Annotated in this window: 26 protein-coding genes; 7 read left to right on the plus strand and 19 right to left on the minus strand. The window is 72.1% G+C overall.

Annotated elements, in window-relative coordinates:
* Positions 1-46: 46 nt before the first annotated feature.
* From ABZ883_RS07270 to ABZ883_RS07295, 6 genes are all read right to left on the minus strand, one after another.
* Entirely contained in the window at positions 47-736 is a 690-nt protein-coding gene (locus tag ABZ883_RS07270; protein ID WP_360902826.1) for a demethylmenaquinone methyltransferase, read from the minus strand.
* Between the two features lie 56 nt (positions 737-792).
* Entirely contained in the window at positions 793-1,848 is a 1,056-nt protein-coding gene (locus tag ABZ883_RS07275) for a hypothetical protein (protein WP_360902829.1), read from the minus strand.
* A 62-nt stretch (positions 1,849-1,910) separates the two neighbouring features.
* Entirely contained in the window at positions 1,911-2,315 is a 405-nt protein-coding gene (locus ABZ883_RS07280) for a hypothetical protein (protein ID WP_360902832.1), read from the minus strand.
* 19 nt (positions 2,316-2,334) lie between these two features.
* Positions 2,335-3,534 carry a cyclic dehypoxanthinyl futalosine synthase gene (gene mqnC, locus ABZ883_RS07285; protein ID WP_360902835.1) on the minus strand — a complete coding sequence of 400 codons (1,200 nt, stop codon included), beginning with the start codon at positions 3,532-3,534 and terminating at the stop codon, positions 2,335-2,337.
* A gap of 53 nt (positions 3,535-3,587) precedes the next feature.
* Positions 3,588-5,267, minus strand: a complete 1,680-nt coding sequence (locus ABZ883_RS07290) for a serine/threonine-protein kinase (RefSeq protein WP_360902838.1) — start codon at positions 5,265-5,267, stop codon at positions 3,588-3,590.
* Positions 5,268-5,351: 84 nt separating this feature from the next.
* Positions 5,352-6,212, minus strand: coding sequence for a menaquinone biosynthesis protein (locus ABZ883_RS07295; protein ID WP_360902841.1), 861 nt, complete (start codon positions 6,210-6,212; stop codon positions 5,352-5,354).
* A 309-nt stretch (positions 6,213-6,521) separates the two neighbouring features.
* Here ABZ883_RS07295 and ABZ883_RS07300 point away from each other — a divergent pair, with 309 nt between their 5' ends.
* The gene (locus ABZ883_RS07300) at positions 6,522-6,725 is read left to right on the plus strand and encodes a cold-shock protein (protein ID WP_018558781.1); all 204 of its coding nucleotides are present in this window, start codon (positions 6,522-6,524) and stop codon (positions 6,723-6,725) included.
* Between the two features lie 185 nt (positions 6,726-6,910).
* Here the strand turns inward: ABZ883_RS07300 and ABZ883_RS07305 are convergent, their stop codons facing one another.
* The 5 genes from ABZ883_RS07305 to ABZ883_RS07325 form a co-directional block, all read right to left on the minus strand.
* Positions 6,911-7,207, minus strand: a complete 297-nt coding sequence (locus tag ABZ883_RS07305) for a DUF4229 domain-containing protein (protein ID WP_360902985.1) — start codon at positions 7,205-7,207, stop codon at positions 6,911-6,913.
* Positions 7,208-7,320: 113 nt separating this feature from the next.
* The gene (locus ABZ883_RS07310; RefSeq protein ID WP_360902844.1) at positions 7,321-7,839 is read right to left on the minus strand and encodes a GNAT family N-acetyltransferase; all 519 of its coding nucleotides are present in this window, start codon (positions 7,837-7,839) and stop codon (positions 7,321-7,323) included.
* 125 nt (positions 7,840-7,964) lie between these two features.
* Entirely contained in the window at positions 7,965-9,128 is a 1,164-nt protein-coding gene (mqnE, locus tag ABZ883_RS07315) for an aminofutalosine synthase MqnE (RefSeq protein WP_360902847.1), read from the minus strand.
* Between the two features lie 63 nt (positions 9,129-9,191).
* Complete coding sequence (locus ABZ883_RS07320) at positions 9,192-9,647, minus strand: Lrp/AsnC family transcriptional regulator (protein WP_360902850.1); 456 nt, start codon at positions 9,645-9,647, stop codon at positions 9,192-9,194.
* 97 nt (positions 9,648-9,744) lie between these two features.
* Positions 9,745-10,488, minus strand: a complete 744-nt coding sequence (locus ABZ883_RS07325) for a UbiX family flavin prenyltransferase (RefSeq protein WP_360902853.1) — start codon at positions 10,486-10,488, stop codon at positions 9,745-9,747.
* Between the two features lie 103 nt (positions 10,489-10,591).
* Between ABZ883_RS07325 and ABZ883_RS07330 the strand changes: the two genes are divergently transcribed.
* From ABZ883_RS07330 to ABZ883_RS07340, 3 genes are all read left to right on the plus strand, one after another.
* Positions 10,592-11,665, plus strand: coding sequence for a hypothetical protein (locus tag ABZ883_RS07330; protein ID WP_360902856.1), 1,074 nt, complete (start codon positions 10,592-10,594; stop codon positions 11,663-11,665).
* Positions 11,666-11,876: 211 nt separating this feature from the next.
* Positions 11,877-12,413, plus strand: coding sequence for a rhomboid family intramembrane serine protease (locus ABZ883_RS07335; protein WP_360902988.1), 537 nt, complete (start codon positions 11,877-11,879; stop codon positions 12,411-12,413).
* A gap of 44 nt (positions 12,414-12,457) precedes the next feature.
* Entirely contained in the window at positions 12,458-13,150 is a 693-nt protein-coding gene (locus ABZ883_RS07340) for a DUF4870 domain-containing protein (protein WP_360902859.1), read from the plus strand.
* A 40-nt stretch (positions 13,151-13,190) separates the two neighbouring features.
* On the opposite strand, the gene mqnP is transcribed toward ABZ883_RS07340, so the two are convergent.
* Positions 13,191-14,114: a menaquinone biosynthesis prenyltransferase MqnP gene (gene mqnP / locus ABZ883_RS07345; RefSeq protein ID WP_360902862.1), complete on the minus strand. Its 924-nt coding sequence runs from the start codon at positions 14,112-14,114 to the stop codon at positions 13,191-13,193.
* The gene (locus ABZ883_RS07350) at positions 14,111-15,562 is read right to left on the minus strand and encodes a menaquinone biosynthesis decarboxylase (protein ID WP_360902865.1); all 1,452 of its coding nucleotides are present in this window, start codon (positions 15,560-15,562) and stop codon (positions 14,111-14,113) included. Before ABZ883_RS07350 ends, mqnP begins: the two co-directional genes overlap by 4 nt.
* 87 nt (positions 15,563-15,649) lie before the next feature.
* On the opposite strand from ABZ883_RS07350, the gene ABZ883_RS07355 reads away from it, so the two are divergent.
* From ABZ883_RS07355 to ABZ883_RS07365, 3 genes are read left to right on the plus strand one after another with little or no spacing between them, the layout of a single operon-like run.
* Positions 15,650-16,063, plus strand: a complete 414-nt coding sequence (locus ABZ883_RS07355; RefSeq protein ID WP_360902868.1) for a PLD nuclease N-terminal domain-containing protein — start codon at positions 15,650-15,652, stop codon at positions 16,061-16,063.
* 22 nt (positions 16,064-16,085) lie between these two features.
* Positions 16,086-16,532 carry a nucleoside deaminase gene (locus tag ABZ883_RS07360; protein WP_360902871.1) on the plus strand — a complete coding sequence of 149 codons (447 nt, stop codon included), beginning with the start codon at positions 16,086-16,088 and terminating at the stop codon, positions 16,530-16,532.
* Positions 16,529-17,482 carry a 2-oxoglutarate and iron-dependent oxygenase domain-containing protein gene (locus ABZ883_RS07365; RefSeq protein WP_360902874.1) on the plus strand — a complete coding sequence of 318 codons (954 nt, stop codon included), beginning with the start codon at positions 16,529-16,531 and terminating at the stop codon, positions 17,480-17,482. Before ABZ883_RS07360 ends, ABZ883_RS07365 begins: the two co-directional genes overlap by 4 nt.
* A 17-nt stretch (positions 17,483-17,499) precedes the next feature.
* Here the strand turns inward: ABZ883_RS07365 and ccsB are convergent, their stop codons facing one another.
* The 6 genes from ccsB to ABZ883_RS07395 all read right to left on the minus strand — a co-directional run bounded on the left by ccsB (position 17,500) and on the right by ABZ883_RS07395 (position 23,783).
* Positions 17,500-18,579: a c-type cytochrome biogenesis protein CcsB gene (gene ccsB, locus ABZ883_RS07370; protein WP_360902877.1), complete on the minus strand. Its 1,080-nt coding sequence runs from the start codon at positions 18,577-18,579 to the stop codon at positions 17,500-17,502.
* Positions 18,576-20,372, minus strand: a complete 1,797-nt coding sequence (locus tag ABZ883_RS07375; protein WP_360902880.1) for a cytochrome c biogenesis protein ResB — start codon at positions 20,370-20,372, stop codon at positions 18,576-18,578. Before ABZ883_RS07375 ends, ccsB begins: the two co-directional genes overlap by 4 nt.
* 3 nt (positions 20,373-20,375) lie before the next feature.
* Positions 20,376-21,134: a cytochrome c biogenesis protein CcdA gene (locus ABZ883_RS07380; protein ID WP_360902883.1), complete on the minus strand. Its 759-nt coding sequence runs from the start codon at positions 21,132-21,134 to the stop codon at positions 20,376-20,378.
* 1 nt (position 21,135) lies between these two features.
* A complete protein-coding gene (locus ABZ883_RS07385) occupies positions 21,136-21,750 on the minus strand; it encodes a TlpA disulfide reductase family protein (protein WP_360902886.1) in 615 nt (204 codons plus the stop codon).
* 87 nt (positions 21,751-21,837) lie between these two features.
* Positions 21,838-22,410 (minus strand): type 1 glutamine amidotransferase domain-containing protein, encoded by a 573-nt coding sequence (locus ABZ883_RS07390; protein ID WP_360902889.1) that lies wholly within the window; start codon positions 22,408-22,410, stop codon positions 21,838-21,840.
* Between the two features lie 50 nt (positions 22,411-22,460).
* Positions 22,461-23,783, minus strand: a complete 1,323-nt coding sequence (locus ABZ883_RS07395; RefSeq protein ID WP_360902892.1) for a hypothetical protein — start codon at positions 23,781-23,783, stop codon at positions 22,461-22,463.
* Positions 23,784-24,011: the final 228 nt, after the last annotated feature.

The following is a 24,011-nucleotide window of genomic DNA, read 5'->3' on the forward strand; positions in this document are numbered from 1 at the left end:
CGGTGTGGGGAAGGGGCGTGGAGAGTCTATGAGGCGGTGCCCCGGCTCAGCGCACCGCCCGGTGCAGTGCGACGATCCCGGCGGACAGGTTGCGCCACGCGACCCGCTGCCAGCCGGCCTTCTGCAGCCGTGCGGCCAGCGCGGGCTGGTCGGGCCAGGAGCGGATCGACTCGGCGAGGTACACGTACGCGTCGGGGTTGCTGCTGACCGCGCGGGCCACCGGCGGCAGCGCCCGCATCAGGTACTCGGTGTAGACGGTGCGGAACGGCGCCCAGGTGGGGTGGCTGAACTCGCAGATGACCACGCGCCCGCCGGGCCGGGTGACGCGCAGCATCTCGCGCAGCGCGGCGTCGGTGTCGTGGACGTTGCGCAGCGCGAAGGAGATGGTGACGGCGTCGAAGACCCCGTCGGCGAACGGCAGTCGCGTCGCGTCGCCCGCGGTGAGCGGCAGCGAGGGGTGGCGGCGCTTGCCCTCGCGCAGCATGCCGAGCGAGAAGTCGCAGGGCACGACGTCCGCACCGGCCTCCGCGAAGGGCAGCGAGGAGGTGCCCGTGCCGGCGCCGAGGTCCAGCACCCGCTCGCCGGGGCGCACGTCCAGGGCCTGCGCGACGGTCCTGCGCCAGCGCCGGTCCTGCCCGAGCGAGAGCACGTCGTTGGTCAGGTCGTAGTTGGCGGCGACGTCGTCGAACATCGCGGCGACTTCGTGCGGCTGCTTGTCCAGGGAGGCTCGGGTCACGCCCCCCATTGTTCACCCGGCGGTCCCGGGTCCCGCGCAGGGGCCCGGGCGAGCGGTCACGGGATGCCGGGCGAGGTCTCGCAGCGCTCGGCGCGGTCGTGGGCGCCGGCCTCGCCGTCGCACAGGTCGCGGTCCGCGCCGCCGTCGATGCGGTCGTCGCCCGGGCCGGCGCGGACGGTGTCGTCACCGGGACCGGCCACGAGCAGGTCGCGGCCGCCGGCCGTGCCGTTGCTCACCGCGCGGGCCACGTCGGTGTTGTCCCCGAAGAGCGTGTCACGGCCGCGGTGCCCGGTGATCACGTCGTTGCCCGCCGTGGTGACGTGGTCGCCGGAGTTGTCCCCGATCAGGGTCTCGTCGGCCGCGCCGCCGATGATCCGGTCGTCCCCGGAACCCGCCGCGGTGCGGCCCCGGCTGACCGAGTAGTTGTCGCCGACGGCCGCGAACCCGCCGTCCGCGCCGAGGTCGAGGAGGTCGTCGCCGCCGCTGCCGACGGCGTTGAGGAGGGCGAAGCTGTCGCCCACCAGGCGGTCGGCGCCGGCCCCGCCCTTCAGGACGTCGTCGCCCGCTCCGAAGGCGTTGCCGTTGTCGGCGGCGGAGTCGCCGGTCATCAGGTCGTCGCCGGGACCGCCGTCCATGCGGTCGTCGCCGCCGCCGAACGCGTCGCCCGCGGTGGCGCTGTTGTCGCCCGCGGCGCGGTCGTCGCCCTCCCCCAGGATCAGCAGGTCGTCGCCCTGGCCGACGGCGTCGCCGCGGTCGATGAAGAGATCGCCGGCCGCCAGGTCGTCGCCGGCGCCGGTGGCGATGCTGTCGTTCCCGGGACCGCCGCTGACCCGGTCGTTCCCGGCGAGGGAGCAGATGCGGTCGTCGCCGCCCCCGCCGTCGATGCGGTCGGGCCCGGCGGAGCCGACGATGACGTCGTCGCCGGGGGTGCCCTGGATGCCGCCGGAGCCGGTGATCGTCGGCACGCGGCCGAAGCAGAGCGACGCCCCCGCGGAGAGCGCCTCGCCGATGGCGGTCGCGGGGAGCGCCACGAGGGCGATCGCGCTGAGCACGGCGACCACCGCGGCCGCGAGGCGGCCGGGGAGGGCACGGGGAACGGATATGTCCGGCATGACCGGAACCTAAGCGACGGACCGTCACCCGGCCACCGGTGCACGGCGGCCGGGTGACCGGCTCACGCCCTGCGGTACAGCAGCCGTCCCCCGACGACCGTGGCCAGGCAGGCACCGCTCCCGTCGACGACGGCGAAGTCCGCCCGGGCCCCCGGGGCCGGCTCCGGTGCCCGGCGCGCGGGCAGCAGCCCGCTGCGGTCCAGCGCGGACCGCAGTGCGGGGTCGTCGGGCACGGCCGCCACGGCCGTGACGCCGCGGCTCAGCAGGGCGTGCACCCGCTCGCGCGGACTGGGTGCCGCGGGGAGTTCGCCCTGGTGGGTCAGCCCGGGCCGCAGCGTGCCGGGCCAGGACCTGACCCGGGCGCCGGGACGGCTCGCGCGCAGCTGGTCGACCGGGCCGGCGGCGGCGATGGTGCCGCCGTCGACCATCAGGGCCGCGCCGTCCGCGCCCGCGTGGATCGTCAGCATCGCGGACCGCGGACGCCGGTCAGGAGGTGCTGATGAGCTTGAGCTCGGGGTGCGCCGTGCCGCCCTCGATGGCGGTCGACGACAGGTGGGAGACGACGTGGTCGTCGACCGGGTCGTTCGCCGGGTCGTCGTGGACCACCAGGTGCTCGTAGGTGGTGGCGCGCTGGGCGGGCACCCGGCCCGCGGCGCGGATCAGGTGGATCAGCTCCATGCGGTTGGAGCGGTGCTTGGCGCCGGCCGAGGAGACGACGTTCTCCTCCAGCATCACCGAACCGAGGTCGTCGGCGCCGTAGTGCAGCGACAGCTGGCCGACCTCCTTGCCGGTCGTGAGCCAGGAGCCCTGGATGTGGGCGACGTTGTCCAGGAAGAGCCGCGCGACGGCGATGATCCGCAGGTACTCGAAGAGCGTGGCCTGCGTGCGGCCCTTCAGGTGGTTGTTCTCGGGCTGGTACGTGTACGGGATGAAGGCGCGGAAGCCGCCCGTACGGTCCTGGACGTCGCGGATCATCCGCAGGTGCTCGATGCGCTCGGCGTTGGTCTCGCCGGTGCCCATGAGCATCGTGGAGGTGGACTCCACACCCAGGTTGTGCGCGGTCTCCATGATCTCCAGCCAGCGCTCGCCGCTCTCCTTCAGGGGGGCGATCACCTTGCGCGGCCGCGCCGGCAGCAGCTCGGCGCCGGCGCCCGCGAAGGAGTCGAGGCCGGCCGCGTGGATGCGGGTGATGGCCTCCTCCACCGGCACCTTGGAGATCCGGGCCATGTGCTCGACCTCGGAGGCCCCGAGGGAGTGGATGACCAGCTGGGGGTAGGCCTGCTTGATGGCGCTGAAGTGCTTCTCGTAGTACTCGACGCCGTAGTCCGGGTGGTGGCCGCCCTGGAACATGATCTGGGTGCCGCCGAGTTCGACGGTCTCCGCGCAGCGGCGCAGGATGTCGTCCAGGTCGCGGGTCCAGCCCTTGGCGGTGTCCTTGGGCGCGGCGTAGAAGGCGCAGAACTTGCAGGCCGTCACGCACACGTTGGTGTAGTTGATGTTGCGCTCGATGATGTACGTCGCGATGTGCTCGACGCCCGCGTAGCGGCGGCGGCGCACCGCGTCCGCGGCGGCGCCCAGTGCGTGCAGGGGTGCGGAGCGGTAGAGGTCGAGCGCCTCCTCGGGGGTGATGCGGCCACCGTCGGCGGCACGGTCGAGGACGGACTGCAGATCGGCGTTCTCGCTCACCGGGCATCCCTTCCGAGGGGTTGTGACGGACCCGCTCACCCTACGCCAGGGGGTCAGCCGCCCTGCTTCCTGAGGTCGCCTTCGGGGTTCCCGGCCAGCGAGTCGCCCGACTGGTAGTGCAGCGAGCCGTCGTCGTTGAGCGTGAAGCGCTCGTCGGCCGAACCGTCCGAACAGACCCCGGGATGCGGGTTGGTGCCGCCGCTGGTGTCCAGGACGACCCACCGCTCGGTGGCGGTCGCGAGCTTCCACTCGCCGCTGCAGTCGTAGGTCTCCCCGAGCAGCGACAGCACGCTCTTGTCGCGGCCCACCACCGCGCCGACCTTGCCCTCGGTGATCGTGATCTCGAAGGTGCCGGGCAGACCGTGGGCGGTGACCGTGTCGCCCTTCCATGTGCCGGCGAAGGCCGCGGGCAGCGCCGCCAGCCGCGGCGCGGAGGGGGTCGCGGAGCCGCGCGAGGGTGTCGCGGGCGCCGCGTCGGTGGACCGCGCGGACGTCGGATCGCCGCCGCCCTTGCCCTGGTCGTCGTCCCCGCCCCGGTGCAGTACGAGCCCGAGCGTCACCGCCGCGACGACCAGCACGGCGCCCGCGCCCGCCAGCGACGCCGCGCGCCGGGCACCGCCGCGGGGCGCGGCGGGAGGGGCGGCGGGCGGCGGTGTGGCGGCGAACGCGGACGGCACCGCGTCCTGCGGCTGCCCGGTGAGCGACGGCGGCGGGCCGAAGGTGCCGTAGGAGACGGACGAGGCAGCCGAGCCGTACAGCGAGCCCGTGCCCCCCGTGCCGGCCGTGTCTCCGCCGGGAGTTGCCGTACCGCCGCCGAGCGCGCCCGGCGGCGGTGTCGGCTCCAGGTCCAGCAGCTCGACCGCCTGACGGCCGAGCCCCTCCGTCAGCGCCGCGGGCAGCCAGCCGCCGCGCACCAGGGACGCCGCCCCGCCGTCCGGCGCGAGCAGATCGGCGAGCCGGCGGGGAGTGGGGCGTTCCGCGGGGTCCTTGGCCAGGCAGGACTCGGCGACCCGGCGCAGTCCCGCGGGCATGCCGTCGAACTCGGGCTCCTCGTGGGCGACCTTGTACAGCAGGACGGCCGCGCTGTCGCCGGCGAACGGTCCCTGTCCGGTCGCGGCGTACACGATCACCGCGCCGAGGGCGAAGATGTCGGCGGCGGGCCCGGTGGGCCGGCCGGTGACCTGCTCGGGGGCCATGTAGCCGGGCGAGCCGACGACGACGCCCTTGCTGGTGAGCGCCGCGGTGGCGTCCATGGCCCGGGCGATGCCGAAGTCGATCAGCACCGGGCCGTCCAGCGACAGCAGCACGTTGGACGGCTTGATGTCGCGGTGCACCAGGCCCCGCCCGTGCACCTGCTCCAGCGCCTCGGCGAGCCCGGCGGCCAGCGCCCGCACACCGTTCTCGGGCAGCGGCCCGAAGGTCTTCACGGCGTCGGACAGCGCGGGGCCCGCGACGTAGCGGGTGGCCACCCATGGCACCGGCGAGTCGGTGTCCGCGTCGAGCACCGGGGCGCTCCACGTGCCGCCGACCCGGCGCGCCGCCTCCACCTCGCGCTCGAAGCGGGTACGGAACTCCGGGTCGTCGGCGAGCTCCGAGCGCACCACCTTCACGGCCACGGTGCGGCCGCCCGGGCTGCGCCCGAGGTAGACCCGGCCCATGCCGCCGGCCCCGAGCCGCCCGAGCAGGCGGTAGGGGCCGATCGCCGTGGGGTCGTTCGCCTGGAGCGGTTGCATCTGCGCGCCTCTCGCGGTGCGGAAGGTCGAAGAACAACGGGAGTTCCCCGCATACGCCGGGCAACCTACGGGAACCCGGTGAAATCAGAGAAGGTGTACCCGTGCCCGGGGCGGGAACCCCACGCGGCGGGCGAACTCGGCGATCCCGGTCAACTGGTCCCGGCCGAGGGAGAAGTCCAGCGTGGTGAAGTAGCGCTGCAGCGTGTCCGCGTCGAAGGACTCCCAGCGGGCGGCCTGTTCGGCGACCTTCTCCACCTCCTCCATGCTGAGGTCGCGGGAGGCGAGGAAGGCCCGGTGCACCTCGTGCACGGCCTCGGGGTGCGCGGCCAGGTAGTCGCGGCGGGCGGCCCAGACGGCGAAGACGAAGGGCAGCCCGGTCCACTCCTTCCACATCAGGCCGAGGTCGTGGACCTCCAGGCCGAGCCGCGGCGCGTCGTGCAGCGAGGCGCGCAGCGCGGCGTCGCCGATCAGCACGGCGGCCTGCGCCTCCTGCATCATCAGCGACAGGTCCGGCGGGCACGTGTAGTAGTCGGGCGCGACCTTGTACTGCTCGGCGAGCAGCAGCTCAGCGAGTCGTACGGACGTACGACTGGTGGAGCCGAGGGCGACCCGGGCCCCGTCGAGGCTGCCCAGCGGGACCTGGCTCACGATGACGCAGGACATGACCGGGCCGTCGCAGCCGACGGCGATGTCCGGGAGGGCGACGAGCTCGTCGGAGTGGCGCAGGTACTCCATGAGCGTGATCGGGCCCACGTCGAGGTCGCCGGAGACGAGCTGGGCGCTCAGCTTCTCGGGGGTGTCCTTGGTGAGCTCCAGGTCCAGCAGGGCACCCGTTCGGGCCAACCCCCAGTAAAGAGGGACGCAATTCAGGAACTGGATGTGCCCGACGCGAGGCCGGGTCCGGCGCTCACCACCGGCGGAGGGAAGAGGCGCAGCTTTGTCCACATCAGGAGGCTAGACCCCCGCCCCGGCGATCTTTCGGCGGGGCCCTCCGGAGGTGTCGTCCCGGGCACCGGCCGGAGGCCAGGGGTTCACCGTGCGTTCGTTCTTTAGGCGGTCCGGGTGAATGGGGATCTTGCCGCTCTTCCCCGGTGAGGATGCTCCGTGCTACTGTCGTCGCAAGTTGCAGTTTGGTTTCCCTTGCAGTACAAAGCCTGCGGAGCATGTGACCGCGGGCTTTTGTAGTTTTCAGACTTCTTGCGGTTAGCAGGGCAGGTTCTGGAGCAGGGCAACCCTTTGGCCCAAGGAGGGCTTATGGCTACCGGAACCGTCAAGTGGTTCAACGCCGAGAAGGGCTTCGGCTTCATCGCCCAGGACGGCGGCGGCCCCGATGTCTTCGTCCACTACTCCGCGATCAACGCCAGCGGCTTCCGCTCGCTGGAGGAGAACCAGGCGGTGACCTTCGACGTCACCCAGGGTCCGAAGGGCCCGCAGGCGGAGAACGTCGTCCCCGCCTAATTGCGGAGACAGCGTGCAGTAGTACCCGATAAGCAGTACCCAAGGAGCCCCGCACAGCGTGCGGGGCTCCTGCCTTTTCCCCGGTGGGGAACAGCCGGATTACTCCGTGAATTCGGCCGGGAACACCGTGGAGCGGTGCCGGCGGAACCTGCCCGGGCCACCGGCCGGATCACCGGCCCCGGGGGTCAGCTCCGGGACGCGGCGCGCGAGGCGTCGTCCGCCTCGTCCTCCTGGGCGGCACTGGCGGCAAGGTTGGCCCGGGTGCGCTCCACGCGGGCCGAGACCTGCACGGAGGCCTGCTCACGCAGGCCGCGCAGCACGACGAAGCTGAGTGGCGCGCTGATCACCAGCGCCAGCAGCATGACCCACAGCAGGTTGGAGTCGCCGAGTCCGGCCGGCAGGACGTGGACGTAGACCAGACCCCAGATGACGAGGAAGCAGGCCGCGAAGAGGCCAAGGCGCATCAGGGAGTAGCGCAGCATGGGACTCGGCTTCCAGCTCACGGCGATGCCACTTCCTTCGGTGTGTTCGGCGGTCCGGCCCGCGGGACGTACCGGACGTACTCGCCCACCAGTGAAGCACGCGGCCGCGGCGCTCAGAGCAGCGGGAGCCACATCGTGATTTCGTCCCGGTCGTCACCTGGGGCGACGCGGATCGCGCCGGGCGTCCTGCCGACCTCCTTGTAGCCGACGGAGGCGTAGAAGCGGTCCAGGCCCATGCCGCTGCGGCAGGTGAGCCGCAGCCCCTCCAGGCCGAGCTCGCGCGCCGCGCGCTCGGCCTCGCGCAGCAGGTCCGCGCCGTGCCCGCGCCCCTGGTGGGCGGGGTCGACCATGACGGTGTAGAGCCAGGCCCAATGCCCCATCAGGCGGTGGGTGTTGAGGGTCAGGAAGGCCGTCGCGGCCAGCCGCCCGTCCTCGAATCCGGCGATCAGATGCGCCCGGCCCTCGGCTATCGCCTCGCAGCGGCCCTCCGCCTGCGGGGCCACGTCGGCGGCGGTGACGGGGGCCACGAAGCCGACGGCGCCACCGGCGTTGGTGACGTCCGTCCAGAGGGTGACGAGCCGGCTCCGCAGGTCGGCGGTGAGCTCGGGGTCGAGGGTGAAGCGCAGTGCCATGGCGCAACTGTAGGGACGCCCACTGACGGGTCCTGAAGGCGGTCCGGACTCCGGGCGACATTCACGTGAAGCGCGGGCCCCGGGGTCGCCGGGGCCCGCGCTCCACGTGCGGTGCGCGGTACGGGTCAGAAGCGCATCGGCTGCGGCGCCTCGCGGCGCGCGGCATCCGGGCCCGGGTACTCGCGGATGATCTCGTAGCGGGTGTTGCGCTCGACCGGGCGGAAGCCCGCGTCCGTGATGAGCTCCAGCAGGTCGTCACGGGTGAGCTTGTTGGGCGTGCCGTAGTTGTCGGCGTCGTGGGTGATCTTGTACTCGACGACCGAGCCGTCCATGTCGTCCGCGCCGTGCTGGAGCGCCAGCTGCGCGGTCTGGACGCCGTGCATGACCCAGAAGACCTTCACGTGCGGCACGTTGTCGAAGAGCAGCCGGGAGACGGCGAAGGTCTTCAGCGCGTCGGCACCGGAGGCCATGGTGGTACGGGCCTGGAGGGTGTTGCGGACCTTGCCGTCCTTGAGGTCGACGAAGTCGTGCTGGTAGCGCAGCGGGATGAAGACCTGGAAGCCGCCGGTCTCGTCCTGCAGCTCGCGCAGGCGCAGCACGTGGTCCACCCGGTGCCGGGGCTCCTCGACGTGCCCGTACAGCATGGTGCACGGGGTCTTGAGGCCCTTCTCGTGCGCCAGGCGGTGGATGCGCGACCAGTCCTCCCAGTGGGTGCGGTGGTCGACGATGTGCTGCCGCACCTCCCAGTCGAAGATCTCGGCGCCGCCGCCGGTCAGCGACTCCAGGCCGGCGTCGATCAGCTCGTCCAGGATCTCGCTCGCGCTCAGCCCGGAGATCGTCTCGAAGTGGTGGATCTCGGTGGCGGTGAACGCCTTGAGGGAGACGTTCGGCAGCGCCTCCTTGAGCGCCTTGAGCGAGCGCGGGTAGTAGCGCCACGGGAGGGTGGGGTGCAGGCCGTTGACGATGTGGAGCTCGGTGAGGTTCTCCCCCTCCATCTCCTTCGCCAGCCGCACGGCCTCCTCGATGCGCATCGTGTACGCGTCCTTCTCCCCCGGCTTGCGCTGGAAGGAGCAGTAGGCGCAGGAGGCCGTGCACACGTTGGTCATGTTGAGGTGGCGGTTGACGTTGAAGTGGACGACGTCGCCGTTCTTCACCGTCCGCACGTGGTGGGCGAGGCCTCCCAGCCAGGCGAGGTCGTCGGACGCGTAGAGGGCGATGCCGTCCTCACGGGTCAGCCGCTCACCCGCGTAGACCTTCTCCTCCAGCTCCCGCTTGAGCCCAGCGTCCATGCCTCGCCTCCACACCTTCCTCGGCCGGCCGCCGGCCGGCGGACAACCCGCTCGACCTTACGCCTACACGGACTCGGGCAGCTCCCCGACCCGGTTCTCCCACTTGGTGGACAGCACGATGGTGGTGCGGGTGCGCGCGACGCCCTTGGTGCCGGACAGCCGCCGGATGGTGTGCTCCAGACCGTCCACGTCCGGGACGCGGACCTTGAGCATGTAGGAGTCGTCGCCGGCGATGAACCAGCAGTCCTCGATCTCGTCGAGATCGCGCAGCCGCGTGGCCACGTCCTCGTGGTCGGCGGCGTCGCTCAGCTGCAGGCCGACCAGGGCGGTGACGCCGAGACCGAGCGCGGCGGGGTGGATGGTGGCCCGGTAGCCGGTGATCACGCCGGCCTGCTCCAGGCGGTTGATCCGGTCGGTGACGCTGGGGCCGGACAGGCCCACCAGCCGGCCCAGCTCGGCGTACGAGGCCCGGCCGTTCTCACGGAGGGCCTGAATGAGCTGCCTGTCCACCGCGTCCATCAGACTGGACCCCTTCATTCGTGCCGTGATTGCGCTGTCGGGACAAGAATCTAAGGCATCGGCGGGCATGTGCCTTGCGCATCGAGCGGCAGGGGCCTCATCCGCCGTCATCCGCCTCAGCAGTCCCGGCAAGCCCGGGGAACCCGGCGGTACCGGTGGTCCCATCAGTCCCGGCGGCCGCCCGCGCGGCCCCCAGTTCGCCCTCCCAGCGGTGGTAGAGCTTGTGCGGCACCCCGGCGGCGTCCAGCACCCGGCCGGCGACGAAGTCGACGAGGTCCTGGATGTGCCGGGCGCCCGCGTAGAACGCCGGGGACGCGGGAAGCACCACGGCACCCGCCTCGTCCAGGGCGACCAGGTGCCGGAGGGTCTGCCCGCCGAGCGGCGTCTCCCGTACGGCCACCACCAGCGGCCGCCGCTCCTTCAGGGTGACACTCGCGGCGCGCTGCAGCAGGTCCTTGGAGAGCCCCAGCGCGACCCCGGCCACGCAGGCGGTGCTCGCCGGGACGATCAGCATGCCCTTGACGGGGTACGAGCCCGAGCTCGGCCCGGCCGCCAGATCCCCGGCGGCCCAGTGGCGCACCCGGGTGACGTCGGTCGTGAAGCGGTCCGGGGTGCCGTCGGCGCCGCGGGCCAGCCAGCGGGACAGGTCCTCGCGCCAGTGGCCGTCGCGGAAGGGCGCGCCGGTCTCGTCCAGCACCGTGAGGCGGGCGGCCCGGCTGACCACCAGGTCGACGGCCTCGCCCGCGTGCAGCAGCGCCCGGATCACGGCGGCCGCGTACGGCGTCCCGGAGGCACCGGAGACCCCGACCACCCAGGGCGTCCCGCGCCCGCGCTCGTCCATGGGGCGAGCCTATCCGGCCCCTCGTACAACCTTCCGCCCAGCTCATGAGTCAATGAGGTGTTCATGTAATCACCAAGGGGTTGGGGAGAGAACCATCAACGCCATGCGGAAGGGCATCGCCGCCGCCGGCTGCGCCGCCTTCGTAGTCACGACCGCCGCCGCGTGCGGTACCACCGCGAGCCTGAGCTCCGGCGCCAAGGTCCAGCAGGCGCTGGACCGGCTCGGCGAGCAGAAGTCCGTCACGCTGTCCGTGGGCTTCGACGGGAACCAGCAGCAGATCTGGACCGCGCTCAAGGGCACGGAGGACTTCACCCAGGACTACGCGAAGCTGCTCGCCGATTTCGACGTCTCGATGTCCCTGAGCGCCGACAAGCCGCTCAAGGACGTCAAGGACACCAAGACCGACCCTGCCTCGGTCGCGCTGCGGGTCTCGCTAGGCCAGGGCAAGGACCTGCTGGAGGTCCGCAGCCTGGCGGGGAAGCAGGTCTACCTCCGCGCGGACCTGCACGAGTTCCTGACGCTCGCCGACGGTCTGGCCACCAAGGAGGACAAGGCCGATCTGCAGGAGTTCCGGCAGATGCTCGACGCGGCCGACAAGCTGCCCTCCTCGCTGAAGTCCGTGAAGGACGCGGTCGGCGGCAAGTGGGTCTCCGTCGACGTCAAGTCCTTCGAGGAGTTCTCCAAGACCATGGCCAAGGAGGGCGGTTCGCCGCTGCCGGACACCTCGGCCCTGGACCCCAAGACGGCGGAGCAGGTCACCAAGGCGCTGCGCGAGGCCGTCGAGCACAACGCGAAGTTCACCGACGCCGGCAGCAAGGACGGCGCCGACCACGTCAAGGTGACCCTGCCGGCCGGGAAGACGGCCGACGCCCTCGCCGAGGCCCTCAAGCCGGTGGCGGACCAGCTGCCGGACGGGTTCTCGACCGCCGACCTGCAGTCCGTGCCGGACAAGGACGTCAGCGTCGACGTGGCCGTCAAGGACGGGGCCCTGTCGGGGATCACCCTGGACCTCGACCAGTTCGACACCGGCAACGAGATCCAGGGCGCGCTGCCGCTGACCGTCGGCTTCGCGCCCGACGCGCAGCCCGTCGCCGCCCCGGCCGGCGCCACCCCGCTCAACCCCCAGGACATCATGGGCGCCGTGATGCAGCTCATGGCGGGCGGAATGGCCGCGTAAGGCGCGGAACCGCCACGGACGCCCAAGTCGTTGTCTACCGTGGGAAGTCCGGGGAGACACCCGGACGGACGCACGGACGGTGGACCACCACGAGGGGGATCCTGTGGCGTACGAACCCATCGCCGGCCACGACGCCGGTGACGCCCGGCACGGCGCCCGCAGCGGCACCGTGCCGGGCCCGGGCGTCCGGGCCCGTACGGCCGGGGCACTCATGCTCACCTGGGTGGGCCTGCTCTGGCTGATCGAGTCGGTCGACGCCATGACCGGCCACGCGCTCGACACCTTCGGCATCGTGCCGCGCGAGGCCGGGGAGTTGCGGGACATCGTCCCGGCGGCCTTCATCCACTTCGGCTTCGACCACGTCGCCGCCAACAGCCTGCCCCTGCTGGTGCTGGGGTTCCTGGCGGCGCTGCGCGGCACCCGCCGCTTCCTGAGCGTGGCCTTCGTGGTCATCCTGTGCAGCGGTCTGGGCGTCTGGCTGGTCGCGCCGCCGCACACCAACACCGCGGGCGCCTCGGGGCTGGTCTTCGGCCTCTTCGGCTATCTGCTGGTACGCGGCTTCGTGGACCGGCGGCTGATCGACATCGCGGTCGGCCTGGTCGTCGCGGTGCTGTACGGGTCCATCCTGTGGGGGGTGCTGCCCACCGCGCAGGGGGTGTCCTGGCAGGGTCATCTCTTCGGCCTGGCGGGCGGGGTGGCCGCGGCGTTCCTGTTCCGTGACCGCCCCGTCGACGGCCTGATCCGGTGAGGTCGTAGGATCCCGGAAAACGCGATCACGGGGGGCGGTCACGCATGACCGATTTCAGCAAGCACGACGGCACACCGCCGCAGGACGCGGCGCCTCAGGGTCCGCCGCAAGGGCCGCCGCCGCAGGGACCCCCGCAGGGCCCGCCGCCGCCCGGACCCGGCCCGTACGCCGCCCCCGGAGCCGGGCCGTTCCCCCCGCCGCCCCCGCCGTACGGCCACCCCGGCCACCCCGGCGGCCCGGGCCCCGGCTGGGCGGGCGCCCCGGGTTATCCGCCGCCGTTCCCGCCGCCGCCGATGCGGCCGCCGACCGGGCCGGCGATGTGGGCGCACCTCAGCGCCCTGATCACGGTCCTCGTGGGCTCCAGCATCTGCTGCCTCGGCTGGGCGCTGGGCTGGATCCCGCCGCTGATCATCCGCAACAACGAGCAGAACAAGTACGACCCGTTCATCCGCCACCACTCCGCGCAGGCGATGAACTTCGGCATCACCGCCGCCATGACCGTCCTGCTGGGCGGCGTGGGCTACGGCCTCGGCATCGGCGGGGCGATCTGGCACGGCGAGGACGACGGCCCGATCGTCCTGGCCATCGTCGGCTTCGGCCTGCTCGCGCTGTGCGCGCTCCACATGCTGCTCGGGATCATCTTCTGCGCCATCGCCGCCACCAAGGCCAACAGCGGCCAGTGGTGGCGCTATCCGCGGCTCGTCGCGCTGCCGTTCGTCAAGTCCGAGCAGGGCTGAGCGAAAGCTCGCAGGCCCGGGGTCCGGGGGCGGGCGGCGCTCAGACGCCGAGCCCCCGGACCATCAGGTCCAGCAGGGCGCACAGGAACAGCGCCATGCCGATGAAGCCGTTGACCGTGAAGAAGGCGCGGTTGAGCCGGCTGAGGTCGCCCGGCTTGACGATGCTGTGCTCGTAGACGAACGCGCCGCCGACGATCAGCATGCCGATCCACCAGAAGGCACCGGCGCCCACGGCCAGTCCGTACCAGACGAGCAGCACGGTGGTCACCACGTGGCTGACGCGCGCGCCGTACAGCGCGCCGTCGATGCCGAAGCGGGCCGGCACGGAGCGCACGCCGTGGGCGCGGTCGGCGGCGACGTCCTGGCAGGCGAAGATCAGGTCGAAACCGCCGATCCACACGCCGACCGCGAGACCGAGGATCACCGCGTCCCACGACCAGGTCCCGCTGACCGCGAGCCAGGCACCCACCGGGCCCATGGCCTGGGCGAGTCCGAGGATCGCGTGCGGGTAGTCGGTGAACCGCTTGCCGTACGGGTAGACCACCATCGGCACCACCGCGACCGGCGCGAGCGCCAGGCAGAGCGGGTTGAGCAGGGCGGCCGCACCGAGGAAGAACGCCACGGCGATCAGCGCGCCGGTCCACGCCGAGCGCACCGAGACGGCACCGGTGACCAGTTCACGCCCGGCCGTGCGCGGATTGCGGGCGTCGATCTCGCGGTCGATGATCCGGTTGCAGGCCATCGCGAAGGTGCGCAGACCCACCATGGCGACCGTGATCAGGAAGAGCTGCCACCAGTGCACGCTCCGGTCCTCCGCGAACATCGCGCTGAGCGCGGCGATGTAGGCGAAGGGCAGCGCGAAGACCGAGTGCTCGATCAGCACCAGCCGCAGGAACGCGCGGACTTTGCCGTCGGGCCGGGGCGAGGGCCCGAAAAGGTCCGGGGTCGCGGATTCCGCGCTCATAGGCCGTACTCCTTCCAGCGGCGGTCGACCTTCGCGGCGGTCTCCGGGTCGGAGACCACCATCTCGGGCCAGCCGCCGTCGCGGGTGTAGCCCTCCTCGGGCAGCTTCCGGGTCGCGTCGATGCCCGCCTTGCCGCCCCAGAACTGCTGGTAGGAGGCGTGGTCGAGATGGTCCACGGGCCCCTCGACGACCGACAGGTCGCGGGCGTAGTCGGTGTTGCCCAGCGCCCGCCAGGCGACCTCGTGCAGGTCGTGCACATCGCAGTCGGCGTCGACGACGACGATCAGCTTGGTCAGCGACATCATGTGCGCGCCCCAGATGGCGTGCATCACCTTCTGGGCGTGCTTGGGGTACTTCTTGTCGATCGAGACAATCGCGCAGTTGTGGAAGCCGCCGGCCTCGGGCAGGTGGTAGTCCACGATGTCCGGCACGATGATCTTCAGCAGCGGCAGGAAGAACCGCTCGGTGGCCCGGCCCAGCGGGCCGTCCTCGGTCGGCGGCCGGCCGACCACGATGGACTGCAGCAGCGGGCGCTTGCGCATCGTCACGCAGTCGATGGTCAGCGCCGGGAACGGCTCCTGCGGGGTGTAGAAGCCGGTGTGGTCGCCGAAGGGACCCTCGGGCAGCGTCTTGCCGGGCTCCAGCCAGCCCTCCAGCACCACCTCGGCGTGGGCGGGGACCTGGAGCGGCACCGTCTTGCAGTCGACCATCTCCACCCGCTTACCCCCGACGAAGCCCGCGAAAAGGTACTCGTCGATGTCGCCGGGGAGCGGCGCGGTGGAGGCGTACGTCACGGCCGGCGGGCAGCCGAACGCGATGGCGACCGGCAGCCGCTCGCCGCGCCGCAGGGCCACCTGGTAGTGGTTGCGGCTGTCCTTGTGGATCTGCCAGTGCATGCCGATGGTGCGGCGGTCGTGGCGCTGGAGCCGGTACAGGCCGAGGTTGCGCACCCCGGTCCCGGGGTCCTTGGTGTGCGTCAGGCCCAGGTTGAAGAAGGAGCCGCCGTCCTCGGGCCAGGTGAACAGCGCGGGCAGCGCGTCGAGGTCCACGTCGTCGCCGGTGAGGACGACCTCCTGGACGGGCGCGTCCTTCACCTTCCGCGGCGGGACGTGGGTCATCCCGGCGAGCTTGCCGAACGCCTCGCGCACCCCGACGAAGCCGTGCGGCAGTTCGGGCTTGAGCAGCCCGGCGATGCGGTCGCCGATGTCGGCGTAGGACGCCAGGCCGAGCGACTTCAGCAGCCGCCGGTCGGTGCCGTACACGTTCATCGCCAGGGGCATCGAGGAGCCCTTGACGTTCTCGAACAGCAGCGCCGGGCCGCCCGCCTTGTTCACCCGGTCGACGATCTCCCCGACCTCCAGGTACGGGTCGACCTCGGCGGTGACGCGTCTGAGGTCGCCGTCCTTCTCCAGGGCCCTCAGCAGCGAGCGAAGATCGTCGTAAGCCATGCGGTCCAGTATCCGGCACGCACTAGTCTTGGCCCGTCACCGGGGCCCCGTCATGCCCCGCCGTCGCTGCCTGGGGGCACTTCCGCGATGATCCGGCTTCTTCCGTTCCTGCTGGTGCTGGCGCTCTGGATCTACGCCTTCATCGACTGCCTCAACACCCCGGAGGAGCAGGTGCGCGGCCTGCCCAAGGTGGTGTGGGTCATCATCATCCTGCTCTTCGGCGAGGTGCTGGTCGGCCCGATCGCCTGGCTGGTGGCGGGCAGGCACCGCGGCGCGCCGGCCGGCGGCAGCACGCCCTCGGAGTGGCACCGCAACCACCGGTCGCAGTGGGTCGCCCCCGACGACAACCCGCAGTTCCTGCACTCGCTCCGCGAGGAGAACCGGCGGGACGAGGAACTGCTCAAGACCTGGGAGGCCGACCTGCGCCGCCGCGAGGAGGACCTGCGGCGCCGCGAGAGCGGTTCCGGCGGCACGCAGGACGAAACACCGCCCCGCGGCTGATCCCTGCGGGACACTGGCCGTCATGGACACCGCACAGGCGATGCTCACGACGGCCGTCGCCGAGGCCCGGGCGGGCCTCGCGGAGGGCGGCATCCCCATCGGCGCGGCGCTCTACGCCGCGGACGGCAGCACGGTCCTGGGCCGCGGCCACAACCGCCGCGTCCAGGACGGCGACCCGTCGGCACACGGCGAGACGGCCGCCTTCCGCGCGGCCGGCCGGCAGCGCACCTACCGCGGCACGACGATGGTGACCACGCTGTCGCCGTGCTGGTACTGCAGCGGCCTGGTGCGGCAGTTCGGGATCTCCCGGGTGGTCATCGGCGAGGCCCGCACCTTCCGGGGCGGCCACGACTGGCTCGCGGAGCACGGCGTGGAGATCGTCCTGCTGGACGACCCGGAGTGCGTGGCGATGATGACGGACTTCATCGCGGCCCGCCCGGACCTGTGGAACGAGGACATCGGCGCATGATCCCCACCATCGACCTCGGCCCCTGGCTCACCGGCGACGCCGCAGCCCGCGCCCGCGTCGCCACCACCGTCGACGAAGCCCTGTGCGCGGCGGGCTTCCTGCTGGTCACCGGGCACGGGGTCGATCCGGGGCTGCGCGCGGCGATCCGGGAGGCCGCCCGCGGCTTCTTCCTGCTGCCCGCCGACGCCAAGCAGCCGTACGCGGTGCGGGTCGGCGGCCGCGGCTGGCTGGGCCCGGGCGCGGAGGCCAACGCCTCCGCCGAGGGCACACCGACCCCGCCGGACCTCAAGGAGTCCTGGTCGTTCGCGGCCGAGCGGCCCACCGGCGATCCGGCCGTGGACGCCGAGTGGTTCCTGCCCAACGTCTGGCCGTCCCAGGTCCCCGGGCTGCGGCCGCTGGTGACGGAGTACATCGCGCGGATGCGCGAGCTGTCGGACCGCCTGCTGGAACTGCTCGCCGCCGCGCTGGGCGTGGCACCGGACTTCTTCACCCGGCACACGGGACATCCCACCTGGGGCCTGAACCTCAACTGGTACCCCGGCACCGAGGTCGTCGGGGAGCCCGCGCCGGGCCAGTTCCGGATCGGCCCGCACACCGACTTCGGCACCGTCACCGTGCTCGACCGCCAGCAGGGCAAGGGCGGCCTCCAGGTCCACACCGATGCCGGCGGCTGGCAGGACGCCCCCTGGCACCCGGACGCGTTGACCGTCAACATCGGCGATCTGATGGCCCGCTGGACCGGCGACCGCTGGCGCTCCGGACGGCACCGGGTGCTGCCCCCGCCGGCCGACGCGCCGGCGGAGGAGCTGATGTCACTGGTCTGGTTCTACGAGTGCGACCCGGGCACCCGCGTCGTGCCGCTGCCCGCGCCCGTCGGCCGGGTCGCGTACGAGCCGGTGGACTCGCACACGTACCTGAGGGCCAAGCTGGACGCGATCAGCGTGGACTGAGCGGGCCCCGCAAAGGCTCAGACGCCCGCGTAGGAGTGCTTGCCGGTGATGAAGATGTTCACGCCGTAGTAGTTGAACAGGAAGCACGCGAAGGCCAGCAGCGCCAGGTAGGCGGCCTTGCGGCCCTTCCAGCCGGCGGTGGCGCGGGCGTGCAGGTAGCAGGCGTAGACGACCCAGGTGATGAAGGACCAGGTCTCCTTGGGGTCCCAGCCCCAGTAGCGGCCCCAGGCGGCCTCGGCCCAGATCGCGCCCGCGATGATCGTGAACGTCCACAGCGGGAAGACCATGGCGTTGACCCGGTACGCGAACTTGTCCAGGCTCGCGGCGGCCGGCAGGCGGTACATGATGCCCGCCCAGGTGCCCTCGGCCTTGCCCGAGGCCGCGAGAGCGGTCTCGTAGTGGTCGCGGAGGAGGTAGAGCAGCGTGGCGACCGCGCCCAGGTAGAACACCGCTCCCGAGATGATCGCGCAGGAGACGTGGATCCACAGCCAGTAGGAGTGCAGGGCGGGAACCAGCTGGTCGCTGTCGGTGTAGAGGACCGAGACGGCCAGGCCCAGGTCGAGCAGGACCGTGGTGGTCAGGATGAGGCCGATCCAGCGGACCTTCCTGCCCAGCGCCAGCAGCACGAGGTACGCGGTGACCGCGACGGCGCCGAACGTCGTGGAGAACTCGTACATGTTGCCCCACGGCGCGCGCTGCACCGAGGCCGCGCGGGCGACGACAGCGCCCACGTGCATCGCCCAGGCCAGCACGGTGAGGGAGATCGCCATCCGGCCGTAGGTGTCGCCCTGCCGGTCCCCGCCGGCGGCGCCCGGCCCGTCGGCGAAGCCCCGGTCGCTGCTGGAGGCACGGGTGACGACCGTGGGCCGCTGCAGCGTGGCGGTGCCGCCGCCCTTGACGGTGACGGTCACCGCGGGCCGGTCCGCGGCGGGTTCGGCGGCGAGCGCGGCGGAGGTCCTGGCGACCTTGCTGCGGCTGCCGAAGACCCACTCGGCGATGTGCGCGAGGAAGGCCAGCGTGTAGACCGCCATCGCCGAGTAGATCAGGTAGTTGCTGATATGGGCGACGTTCTCGTTGACCGCGGCAGCACTGGTCACGCGCGCGCTCCTTCGTCATCGGGCAGGGGTTGTTCTGAGGATTCCGGGGCCGCCGCGGGCAGCAGCGGTGCCGTGGACGTGAGGTCCGCGGCGAGGTCGCCGAGTTCGTCGGCGATCCGCACCGACTCGCTGCGGCCGAGACCGGCGAGCTCGACGACGGTGGTACCGTCCGCGCCGCGCACCGCCCGCACCCACACGCGGCGGCGCTGGATGAACAGCGAACCGGCCAGGCCGAGGATCGCGGACACCGCGCTCACCAGCGCCCAGCCGTTGCCCACCTGGTGGGAGACCTGGAAGCTGGCCCAGGTCTTGACGCCGTCGAAGGTCAGGGTGCCGTCGCCGTTCGGCAGGGTCAGGGTGTCGCCCTGCTTCATGGCCTTGCGGACGATCTCTCCGCCGGCGTCCTTGAACTGCTTCATGTTGGTCGTGTCGAGCTGGTACACGTTCTGCGGCAGGCCGGCGTCCACACCCAGGTCGCCGTAGTAGGCGGTGAGGACGAGCGCGGGGTAGTCCAGGGCGGGGAACGTGGAGTGCGGTCCCTGGGTGGCGTTGAGCCCGAAGGTCGGGGTGAACAGGCCGCTGAAGCCGTACTGGATCCGCTTGTCCGCGTGGTTGCGGGCGTCCATCACCTTGATCACGCCGGACGAGGTGAGGTTGCCGTCCTGCGGCAGGAAGGGCACCGGGCCCTCGAAGACCACGTTCCCCTTGCCGTCCTTGACGGTGACCGAGGGCGCGTAGCCGTGGCCGATGAGGTAGACCTTCGAGCCGCCGATCTCCAGCGGCTTGTTGACCTCGATCGCCGACGGCGTCCGCTTGCCGTCCGCGCCCGTCCAGTAGTGGATGTGGGCGCGGAAGGTGCGCGGGGTGCCCTTCTCGGGGCCGGAGCGGGCGTACGAGGCGGTGAAGCCGTCCAGCTTGAAGCCGAAGCTCGCCAGGTCGTCGGCGTTGTAGAAGGTGCCGGGCTTGAAGTCGTCGTACTGGGTGAGGGTGTTGTTGAAGCCGTCGCCCTCGACGATCAGCTTTCCGCCCTCGGCCTTGAACAGGCCGCCCACCGCGAAGGCGATCAGCAGCCCGAACAGGGCCACGTGGAAGAGCAGGTTGCCCGCCTCGCGCAGATAGCCCTTCTCGGAGGCGACCGCGGAGTCCGCCGTACGGGTCCGGAAGCGCCGGCCGCGCAGCACCCGCCGTGCCGCTTCGAGCACCTCGTCCGGCTCGGCCGCGGTGCGCCAGGTCGCGTACGCCGGGAGCCGGGTGAGGTTGCGCGGCGGCAGCGGCGGCTTGGCGCGCAGCTGGCCGACGAACTGCCAGCTGCGCGGCACGATGCAGCCGGCGAGCGAGACGAAGAGCAGGATGTAGATCGCCGAGAACCACACCGAGCTGTACACGTGGAACAGGCCGAGCTTCTCGTACAGGGGCGCCACCGTGGTGTGCGCGTCCTTGAAGTCCTGCGCCTTGACCGCGTCGACGCTGGTCTGCGGGACCAGGGAACCGGGGATCGCGGCCAGCGACAGCAGGAAGAGCAGCACCAGCGCGACCCGCATCGAGGTCAGCTGCCGCCACATCCAGCGCAGCCAGCCCCACACCTCGCGGACGGTCCAGGCGAGCCCGCCGGCGAAGCCGGGCCTGCGCACGCCGCCGAAGGAACCCGGCACGATCTCGCCCAGTTCCTCCACCGGCGCGGTGGACAGCTGGGCGCCGGCGGCGCCCAGGTCGGCACCCGTGTCCGCGTCCGGGCCCGCTTTGGCGTCCGCGGGGCGGCCCGGGGCCGCCGTCTCGCTGTTCTTGGAGCTCATGGATCAGATCCCTGGGGTGAAGCCGGTCGTCCAGATCTGCATCTGGTACACGATGTGGTCCCACACGCCGGTGACGAGCAGGACGCCGACGGCGACGAGCATGCCACCGCCGATCCGCATCACCCACACATAGTGGCGCTTGACCCAGCCGAAGGCCCCGAGGGCGCGGCGGAAGGCGAGGGCCGCCGCTATGAACGGCAGCCCGAGGCCGAGGCAGTAGACGGCGGTGAGCAGGGCGCCGCGGCCGGCGCTGGCCTCGTTGAAGGCGAGGAAGTTGACGGCGCCCAGCGTGGGGCCGATGCACGGGGTCCAGCCGATACCGAAGAGCACACCGAGCAGCGGAGCGCCCAACAGCCCCATCGTCGGCCTGCGGTGGAACCGGAACTCGCGCTGGGTGATGCCGCCGACGACCCCCATGAAGGCAAGTCCCATGACGATGGTCAGGGCGCCGAGCACCTTGGTGATGACCGATTTGTGCACCAGGAGCGTGGTGCCGAAGTTGCCGAACAGCGCGCCGCCGGAGACGAACACGGCGGTGAAGCCGATGACGAACAGCGAGGCCCCGGCGAACATCCGCCCGCGCCGCGCCTCGGCGAGGTCGGTGCCGGTGACGCCGGTCACGTACGACAGGTAGCCGGGGACGAGCGGCAGCACACAGGGGGAGAAGAAGGAGACCAGTCCCCCGAGCAGCGCCACCGGCACGGCGGCGAACAGAGCCCCGTTGAGCACGGTCTGGTTGGCCTCGACAGCGAGTGCGCTCACGTCACTTCTCCGCGACCACCGGGTCGAGCGCCTTGTGCAGTTCGCCGGCGCTCAGCTCCTTCAGGGCGCGCACCGCGATCTTCCCCTGCCGGTCCAGGATCAGGGTGGACGGGATCGCCTGCGGGTTGAGGCTGCCCTTGGGGAAGCGCAGCAGGAGGTCGCCGGCCGGGTCGTACAGGCTCGGGAAGGGGATGCCGAACTCCTTCTCGAACGCCTTGGCCTGCGCGGTCTGCAGGTCCCGGGTGTTGATGCCGACGAACTCCACGCCCTGGGACTTCGTCTGCTTCGCGACCTCGGCCAGGTGCGGCGCCTCGGCCCGGCAGGGCGGGCACCAGGAACCCCAGACGTTGACGACGACGACCTTGCCCTTGTAGTCGGCGAGGCTGAGCCGAGCGCCGTCGACGGTCTTGCCGCTCAGCTCGGGGGCGGCCGTCCGGTGCCCCTGCGCGATCGTGGTGATCTCGCCGGTGCCGCCGACGTAGTTGCTGCCGCCGGCGCCGTTGGAGGAGGCCGAGGGGGTCGAGCAGGCCGTGACGGCCAGCGCGAACGCGGCCGCGCCGGCCAGTGCCGCGGCACCGCGGAGCGAGCGGCGTCGGAGGGCGCGCGTAGGACTCATGTGAAAAGTTTCGCATGTGGTCCCGAGCGATCTTGCGCACCCCCGACACCTTTGCCGAAAGCGGCGAATGCCCCGTATAAACGGCGCCTAATCGCGGTCCGGGGCCCGTCCGGCGAACACCGCGGTGAACGCCTCCTCGAAGGCCTTGAGGTCGTCGGGCCTGCGGCTGGTCACCAGGACGTTCGGGCCGGTGGGGTCGACCACGACCTCCTGGTCGAGCCAGGTGCCGCCCGCGTTGGTGATGTCGGTGCACAGGCTGGGCCAGGAGGTGAGGGTGCGTCCGCGCACCGCGCCGGCCTCGATCAGCAGCCACGGCGCGTGGCAGATGGCGGCGACCGGGCGGCCCTCGTCGAAGAAGTCCTTGGCAAAGCGGACGGCGTCGGGGTCCAGCCGCAGCTGGTCGGGGTTCGCGACCCCGCCGGGGAGCACGAGGCCGTCGAAGTCCACCGAGGCCACCTCTTCGAGGGTGTCGTCCACGGGGAAGGTGCCGGCCTTGTCCAGGTGGTCGAAGGCCTGGACGGTGCCGTGTGCGCGGGAGACGAGCCGCGGGGTGCCGCCGGCCTCCCGCACGGCCCGCCACGGGCTGGTCAGTTCGATCTGCTCGACGCCCTCGGCGGCGACGAGGAAGGCGATCTTCCTGCCCTGCAGCGGTGCGGTCATGAGGTCCCCTTCGGTGCCTGGTCGCGGGTCAGGAACCGTGCGCCGACGGTTCAGGACAGGATCGGGGCGGTCCCGGCGGGCGGGGACGCCCCGTTCCGGGGATCGCCTTCCCCGAGCGGACCGGGCGAAACGGGCCCCCCGCCGCGGGTGGGGATACGTTCCTGCGCCAGAAACCGCCGCCAGCCGCCGGGAGGCGGCAGGCCCGGCCCGAGGGTGCGCAGCTTCGCCAGCACCGCCGGGTCCTGGACGTCCAGCCAGTCCGCGAACTGCCGGAAGGACACCATGCGGACCTCGTCGTGATCGGCGATCCGCCGCAGCGCGTCCTCCACGGCGTCCATGTAGATCCCGCCGTTCCACCGCTCGAAGTGGTTGCCGATGAACAGCGGCGCCCGGTTGGTCTCGTACGCGCGCAGGAAGCCGGAGAGGTAGGCGTCCCGCGCCTGCCGCTCCCACTCCGGGTAGTTGGCGGGATTGCCGCGGGTGGAGTTCGCCGACTGGTTGGCGAGCATGTTGTAGTCCATCGACAGGACCTCGAAGGAGTGCCCGGGGAAGGGCACCGACTGCAACGGCAGGTTCCACATCCCCAGCAGCCTGCCCGGCCACATCTGGAGGCCGCCCGGGGCGCTCGCGTCGTACCGCCAGCCGAGCCGCGCGGCGGTGGGCAGCAGCCCGTCGCGGCCGAGCAGGCAGGGGGTGCGGCCGCCGGTCAGCTCCCTGCGGTAGTCGAAGGGCAGGGCGGGCAGGTCGTCGAAGCCGGTGTTGGTGCGCCAGTTCTCCACGAAGGAGACCGCCTGCTCGATCTCGCTGCGCCAGTCCGCCGGGGTCCAGCGGCCCACCGAGCCGGAGCCGGCGCAGAAGTGGCCGTTGAAGTGCGTGCCGATCTCGTGCCCCTCCAGCCAGGCCAGCCGCACCTGTTCCAGGGTGGCGCGCACGTGCGTGTCGGAGAGGTAGCCGATGGCGGAGGCGCCGACGGGGTTGTTCGGCGGCCGGTACAGGTCCTTCCGGGACTCCGGGAGCAGGTAGATCCCGGAGAGGAAGAAGGTCATCTTCGCGCCGTGGTCGTCGGCGACCTTGCGGAAGCGCGAGAAGAGCCCGTCGTCGAGTTCGCCGGCGCCGTCCCAGGAGAACACCACGAACTGCGGGGGCCGCTGCCCCGGCTCCAGCCGCTCGGGAACCGGCTGGTGCGGCTGCGGGCCGGTGTCGGAAGTGGAACCGTCCCCGATCGGGTGGGCGCTGTACGCCGTGCCGGTCGGCCCCGTCCCCCCGCCGGGCGCGCGGCGGCTCCGGGTGTGATCCCTACCACACCCCGCCAGGCCCGCGACGGCGGCACCGGCCGCCAGGCCCAGCACTCCACGTCGGCTGATCTCCCGCATTCCACCCCAATCCCGTGCGCGCGGCGGCCTCCTCGCACTGGTGCCATGGCGAAGGGGCGCGCTCTTGCGTCGCGCGGCGGATTCACCGGGAAAGCGGAGTGATTCGGCCACGGTGGCGGTGCGCGGGCCGGGTCGTGGGTCGTGGGTCGCGGTCCGGACCGCGACGGGACGGGACGGGACGGGTCGGCGATCGGGGGCGGGGGGGGGGGCGGGGGCCCCCGCCCCCCC

The organism is Streptomyces sp. NPDC046977, from assembly GCF_040644455.1.
Taxonomy (GTDB): Bacteria; Actinomycetota; Actinomycetes; order Streptomycetales; family Streptomycetaceae; genus Actinacidiphila.

What these genes read in the sequence shown, in the direction of transcription:
- ABZ883_RS07275 (WP_360902829.1), bottom strand. Translation starts at nt 1,848, where the DNA reads ATGCCGGACATATCCGTTCCCCGTGCCCTCCCCGGCCGCCTCGCGGCC.
- ABZ883_RS07280 (WP_360902832.1), bottom strand. Translation starts at nt 2,315, where the DNA reads ATGCTGACGATCCACGCGGGCGCGGACGGCGCGGCCCTGATGGTCGAC.
- ABZ883_RS07290 (WP_360902838.1), bottom strand. Translation starts at nt 5,267, where the DNA reads ATGCAACCGCTCCAGGCGAACGACCCCACGGCGATCGGCCCCTACCGC.
- ABZ883_RS07300 (WP_018558781.1), top strand. Translation starts at nt 6,522, where the DNA reads ATGGCTACCGGAACCGTCAAGTGGTTCAACGCCGAGAAGGGCTTCGGC.
- ABZ883_RS07305 (WP_360902985.1), bottom strand. Translation starts at nt 7,207, where the DNA reads ATGCTGCGCTACTCCCTGATGCGCCTTGGCCTCTTCGCGGCCTGCTTC.
- ABZ883_RS07310 (WP_360902844.1), bottom strand. Translation starts at nt 7,839, where the DNA reads ATGGCACTGCGCTTCACCCTCGACCCCGAGCTCACCGCCGACCTGCGG.
- mqnE (WP_360902847.1), bottom strand. Translation starts at nt 9,128, where the DNA reads ATGGACGCTGGGCTCAAGCGGGAGCTGGAGGAGAAGGTCTACGCGGGT.
- ABZ883_RS07320 (WP_360902850.1), bottom strand. Translation starts at nt 9,647, where the DNA reads ATGGACGCGGTGGACAGGCAGCTCATTCAGGCCCTCCGTGAGAACGGC.
- ABZ883_RS07325 (WP_360902853.1), bottom strand. Translation starts at nt 10,488, where the DNA reads ATGGACGAGCGCGGGCGCGGGACGCCCTGGGTGGTCGGGGTCTCCGGT.
- ABZ883_RS07330 (WP_360902856.1), top strand. Translation starts at nt 10,592, where the DNA reads ATGCGGAAGGGCATCGCCGCCGCCGGCTGCGCCGCCTTCGTAGTCACG.
- ABZ883_RS07335 (WP_360902988.1), top strand. Translation starts at nt 11,877, where the DNA reads ATGCTCACCTGGGTGGGCCTGCTCTGGCTGATCGAGTCGGTCGACGCC.
- ABZ883_RS07340 (WP_360902859.1), top strand. Translation starts at nt 12,458, where the DNA reads ATGACCGATTTCAGCAAGCACGACGGCACACCGCCGCAGGACGCGGCG.
- mqnP (WP_360902862.1), bottom strand. Translation starts at nt 14,114, where the DNA reads ATGAGCGCGGAATCCGCGACCCCGGACCTTTTCGGGCCCTCGCCCCGG.
- ABZ883_RS07350 (WP_360902865.1), bottom strand. Translation starts at nt 15,562, where the DNA reads ATGGCTTACGACGATCTTCGCTCGCTGCTGAGGGCCCTGGAGAAGGAC.
- ABZ883_RS07355 (WP_360902868.1), top strand. Translation starts at nt 15,650, where the DNA reads ATGATCCGGCTTCTTCCGTTCCTGCTGGTGCTGGCGCTCTGGATCTAC.
- ABZ883_RS07360 (WP_360902871.1), top strand. Translation starts at nt 16,086, where the DNA reads ATGGACACCGCACAGGCGATGCTCACGACGGCCGTCGCCGAGGCCCGG.
- ABZ883_RS07365 (WP_360902874.1), top strand. Translation starts at nt 16,529, where the DNA reads ATGATCCCCACCATCGACCTCGGCCCCTGGCTCACCGGCGACGCCGCA.
- ABZ883_RS07375 (WP_360902880.1), bottom strand. Translation starts at nt 20,372, where the DNA reads ATGAGCTCCAAGAACAGCGAGACGGCGGCCCCGGGCCGCCCCGCGGAC.
- ABZ883_RS07385 (WP_360902886.1), bottom strand. Translation starts at nt 21,750, where the DNA reads ATGAGTCCTACGCGCGCCCTCCGACGCCGCTCGCTCCGCGGTGCCGCG.
- ABZ883_RS07390 (WP_360902889.1), bottom strand. Translation starts at nt 22,410, where the DNA reads ATGACCGCACCGCTGCAGGGCAGGAAGATCGCCTTCCTCGTCGCCGCC.
- ABZ883_RS07395 (WP_360902892.1), bottom strand. Translation starts at nt 23,783, where the DNA reads ATGCGGGAGATCAGCCGACGTGGAGTGCTGGGCCTGGCGGCCGGTGCC.